This is a genomic window from Streptomyces luteolifulvus (assembly GCF_008806595.1).
Classification (GTDB): Bacteria; Actinomycetota; Actinomycetes; order Streptomycetales; family Streptomycetaceae; genus Streptomyces; species Streptomyces luteolifulvus.
This window is the reverse complement of sequence record NZ_VZRB01000084.1, coordinates 1-4,195: the sequence shown is the minus strand read 5'-3', so window position 1 is coordinate 4,195 and position 4,195 is coordinate 1. Positions and strand designations below refer to the sequence as shown.

The 4,195-nt window shown below is 67.1% G+C and carries 3 protein-coding genes and 5 pseudogenes; 5 read left to right on the top strand and 3 right to left on the bottom strand.

The annotated features are described in order from the left end of the window. A partial coding sequence (locus F7R91_RS41595; RefSeq protein WP_269144823.1) for a GNAT family N-acetyltransferase occupies nucleotides 1–471 on the top strand: 471 nt, incomplete at its 5' end. A 182-nt stretch (nucleotides 472–653) separates the two neighbouring features. Here the strand turns inward: F7R91_RS41595 and F7R91_RS41590 are convergent. After that, nucleotides 654–1,208: pseudogene (locus F7R91_RS41590) on the bottom strand (TetR/AcrR family transcriptional regulator); the annotation flags it as partial. A gap of 80 nt (nucleotides 1,209–1,288) precedes the next feature. Next, nucleotides 1,289–2,140, bottom strand: a pseudogene (locus F7R91_RS41585) (amidase); the annotation flags it as partial. Here F7R91_RS41585 and F7R91_RS43625 point away from each other — a divergent pair. Beyond that, nucleotides 2,137–2,274 (top strand): annotated as a pseudogene (locus F7R91_RS43625) (MBL fold metallo-hydrolase); the annotation flags it as partial. The pseudogenes F7R91_RS41585 and F7R91_RS43625 sit on opposite strands and share 4 nt — an antisense overlap. A 101-nt stretch (nucleotides 2,275–2,375) precedes the next feature. Here F7R91_RS43625 and F7R91_RS41575 read toward each other — a convergent pair. Next, a complete protein-coding gene (locus tag F7R91_RS41575; protein ID WP_150959044.1) occupies nucleotides 2,376–2,900 on the bottom strand; it encodes a MepB family protein in 525 nt (174 codons plus the stop codon). Between the two features lie 26 nt (nucleotides 2,901–2,926). On the opposite strand from F7R91_RS41575, the pseudogene F7R91_RS43620 reads away from it, so the two are divergent. From F7R91_RS43620 to F7R91_RS41565, 3 genes and pseudogenes are all read left to right on the top strand, one after another. Next, nucleotides 2,927–3,037, top strand: a pseudogene (locus F7R91_RS43620) (IS5/IS1182 family transposase); the annotation flags it as partial. 213 nt (nucleotides 3,038–3,250) lie between these two features. Beyond that, on the top strand, nucleotides 3,251–3,799 hold the full coding sequence (locus tag F7R91_RS41570) for a DUF1062 domain-containing protein (protein ID WP_150959042.1): 549 nt from the start codon (nucleotides 3,251–3,253) through the stop codon (nucleotides 3,797–3,799). A 140-nt stretch (nucleotides 3,800–3,939) separates the two neighbouring features. After that, nucleotides 3,940–4,068: pseudogene (locus tag F7R91_RS41565) on the top strand (VOC family protein); the annotation flags it as partial. Nucleotides 4,069–4,195 lie beyond the last annotated feature (127 nt).

Here is a 4,195-nt window from a genome sequence, read left to right as displayed (position 1 = left end):
CCAGAAGCGCCCAGCCTGACCCTCACCACACAGGCGCAGAGAACTCCGGCGCTGCGCGCCTCCGGGCCGAAGATCGCATTCCCGCCCGGCCTGAAGGCCGGGATTCCCTGCGAAGAACAACGGATGGACTCCATTGACGCCGGCTCCTGGGCCGACACACGTTTCGCGGACAAGCACTTCACGTTCTGGGAGACCCCGGACGGCATTCCGGTCTCCATGACGGGTTCGACATCGATGGTCGGCGGCATGGTCCGCGTGGACCCCGTCTACACCCCGGCCCGCCTCCGGGGCCGCGGCTACGCGGGCGCCGTGACGGTCGAGGCGAGCAGGGCCGCGCTGGCCGCGGGCGCGACGGACGTCGTCCTGTTCGCGGACCCGACCAACCCCACCAGCAACGCCCTCTACCAGCGCATCGGATACGTCCACGTCGCCGACTTCACGGGGTACAAGTTCTCCTACGCCGGACCATAAGCCGGTTAGGCACGTGACCGACGCAAGACGCACCTGCCGGCAGAAAACTGATCCGCCGACACCGCCCTCTCGGTGGCGGGGGCCGGCAGACGCCGATGGCGCGGCACGGGAGGTTTGCTCGTTTCTGCAGATTCACGCGCTCGCGGCCTAGCTTCCGGGCGCCCCGGTCGCAGGTGGCCGACCGGACCGAGGACTCCTGCCACCAACCGCCGCGCGTACGCGTCATCGAGTCCATCCGGCCGGAAGAGGATGCGGTACATCAGGGGGGCGACGACGCGGTCGATGATCGTCTCGACGTCGGGGGTCTTCTCTCCGCGCCCGGCCGCGCGGGAGAGGACGAGGTCGATCTGCTCGGCCGCGTAGGCAGAGCACTGGCCGGCATTGCCGCCGTCCGGGTCGCCGAGCAGAGCGTCGCGGATGTAGGCGCGACCGGCAGGGGAGGCCATCTCGCCAAGGAACTGCTGGGCCCAGGCCGTGAGGTCGGACGACAGGGCACCGTGGTTCTCCGGTGCGGTATCGGGCCGAAGACGCTCCACCGCGACATCCGACAGCAGTTCCTGCAGAGTGCCCCAGCGGCGGTAGATCGTCGACGGGGTGACTCCTGCGCGCTGGGCGACCAGGGGCACCGTCAGCGCGTCGCGACCCACCTCCGGCAGGAGTTCGCGCACAGCGGTGTGCACGGATGCCTGGACCCGGGCGCTGCGCCCGCCGGGGCGCACCATCTGCTTACGGCTCATGAAAACAAGCTTAAAGCTCAACCCTTGCGTTTAGAGCTCATCCGTCCCCGGGCTGCTCCTCTCCAGCCCTCGCGCCCGTCTCAGGCCACCGGGGCCAGCGCCCGGGCGGGCTGCGTCTGCTCGTAGGCGTGGCCGACGCGGAGGAGCGTGCGCTCTCGGAGGGGCATGGCGAGCAATTGCATGCAGATCGGCATGCCCGCCAGGTCGTGGCCGACCGGGACGGACAGAGCAGGCACCCCGGTGATGTTGGCCGGGGCGGAAAGGCGCACGTAGGCGTCGGAGACGTTCTCGACCGTGCCATCGGGCCAAGTGACCGTCTCCTCGTCGGCCCTGACCGCGGTCATCGGGACGGTCGGGGCGGCGATCACGTCGACCTCCTTCAGCATGCGGGTCCACTGTACCGACATGAGCGTTCGGGAGCGTTGGGCGCGCAGGTAGTCCCCGGCGGTCATCAGGCCGCCCGCTTCGAGCAGGATGCGGACGTCCGCCTGGTACAGCTCGGGGACGCTGCGCAGGGTGGCCTCGTGGTAGGCGGTGGCTTCCGGCACCATCAGTCCCCACTGTGTGGCCTGGAGGTAGCGCGTCAACGGGATGTCGACCTCGACGAGCCGTGCGCCCAGGGCCTCCAGTTGACCGATGGCGTGCCGGACGGCGGTCTCCACCTCCGCGTCGACGTGGTCGAAGTAGTAGGTGCGCGGCAGACCGATGCGCAGCCCCGTCAGGTCAGTCAGGTCCGTTCCCGCGCCCGGCCGGTAGTCCACGGCGGCAGTGGCCAGCGAGGCGGGGTCACGCGGATCGTGTCCCGCCAGCGCGGTCAGCACCAGGGCCGCGTCCTCGACCGTGCGGGTGATCGGACCCACGTGGTCCAGCGACCAGGACAGGGACGTGACGCCGTGGCGGGGGACGAGACCGTTGGTCGGCTTGAGGCCGACGCAAACTGCTCAGCTCGCTCGCCGACACGGACGCCCTCGTCCTGGGCACCCACTTCGCGCCGCCCACCGCCGGACGCGTCGTCACCGACAAGAGTGCCTACCGGCTCACGCCCGTTCCAGCCGACTCGCACTGACCCAGCGACGGCACGTACACCGACGAAGCCTCGTACCCGTACCGGAGCGGACCACGGAGGCGGACCTGCCGGTCAGGCCGCCGCGCGAACGGCCCAGCCAACTACGGGTGGTAGAGGGCTTTGGCACGCTCAACGTCGACAGGCCGGTCCTCCCCGAGATACAGGAAGTAGTTCACCTGCCACGCCTGAGTGCTGCGTGCCTGACGATTGGTCCTGGTCACCCACGGCGGGTAGACGCGGAACCCTCGCTTCCCGCCGGAGCGGTTCCTCGACACGATGCCGCGCTCGCACAGCACATCTCGCGGGAACATGAACTGTCCGAAGGAGCCGCTGTCACGGCTACTGACGACGAAGAGATCGACCCCGTCCTCGGTGTCGAAAGGCCGGATCGGGCCTTCTTCGGATCGCTGCCACACGGTGACGAACTGGCCGACTTTCGTAGGGGTGGTCTTGGCTACGCGGAACCTGACTGACAACCCGTCGATCGTGAACGCGTCAGCCGCGTATTCGGCACTCTCCGGTTCGGGCACCGGCTGTGAGCAAGCAAAGCCGCACGGGTCGTACACCGATACCTTCGCCGCCAACAGGTCACCGTGAAGCCCTGCCCAGGAGTGATGCGCCGCCATGCCCACATCCTGCCATGATGCGACGCTGCGTCCGGCTCAAGAACTTCCGGGCCGTGGCGACGAGGTACGACAAGTGGGCCTACATCTTCCAAGGCACCGTCACCGTGGGCCCGATCCGGCTCTGGCTTCGTCCATGATCCGCCGGACAGAACCTGGCGGTGAGGCGAGCTCGAAATCCAGTGGAACGGCGCCGCTGCGCGCCACTACCGTGCAGCCGAACCAAGTCGTCTGGTCAAGGACGTGCCGTTGTACACCCTGTGAGACCTCCCGAGCGCTGATTTGTCGTGCGTCGCGCATGTGCGCCGCGCTCCTTTCTGCTGCGGACTTCTCACTGAAACCGGTGTACTTCTGTGCTCGAAAACTGGGTGGTCATGCCCACCTGCTTGCCGCTCGTTCTCCGCCGTTGTCACTCCTGCGCGTCCGACCACTTCCGGGCAACCGGTAAATTTCGCGTCAACGCACACCACAAACTCATCGACGCCTGGCTCCTCGCGCTCTGTACCGCTTGCGGGGGAACTGCAAAGCTCGCGGTCCTGGAGCGGATGAATGTGCGCTCCGTACGACCTGAGCTGCTGGACCGGCTGCATGACAACGACCCTGGCCTGACAGGAGAGCTGCTCCAGGATCCGGTCGTACGGCGCCGTAATCGCATCGCCCTCGACTGGGACAACGCCTGGCGCCTCGACACCGGCGGATCGGATCACCTGGACCGCGAGGTGATCGATGTCTCGGTCCGCTTTGCGGCGCGGATTCCTGTCCGGCCGGTGCGACTGATCACTGAAGGCAGCGGTCTTTCACGGGCCGAGGTCGAGAGACTGATGACGGAAGGGAAGCTCGTTTCGGCAGTCCGGCTGAGCGGCAAACGTTCCGGCGACTTCACCTTCACGCTCAAGCGCTGAGCCCTCATCTGGAGCGACGCGAAGAGCTTTGGCCTGGTCACTTCTCTGAACCAAGGGTTGTTCCCGTAACTGGCGCGACGGGGTTGCGGGCGGATCCACTTGGGATAAGAGCGGCAGAGTCCCCTTGGTATGGTGCGCCGATGTCAGCGATCAAGAAGTTCCAAGTCACCTTTGACTGCGCAGAACCTGAGCGCCTCGCTCGTTTCTGGTGCGAAGTGTTGGGGTACGTCGTACCGCCGCCACCGGAGGGGTTTGCCACTTGGGACGATTGAGGGGCCCTGCGCTTCTCGGACAGCGGCGTTGAGGGTTCTCCTTATGCCGTTGCCTGCAACTCCTCGTACTCGGCGTGGACTTCTGCGGGAGTCTTGTAGCCGAGTCCGGAGTGGAGGCGTTTTC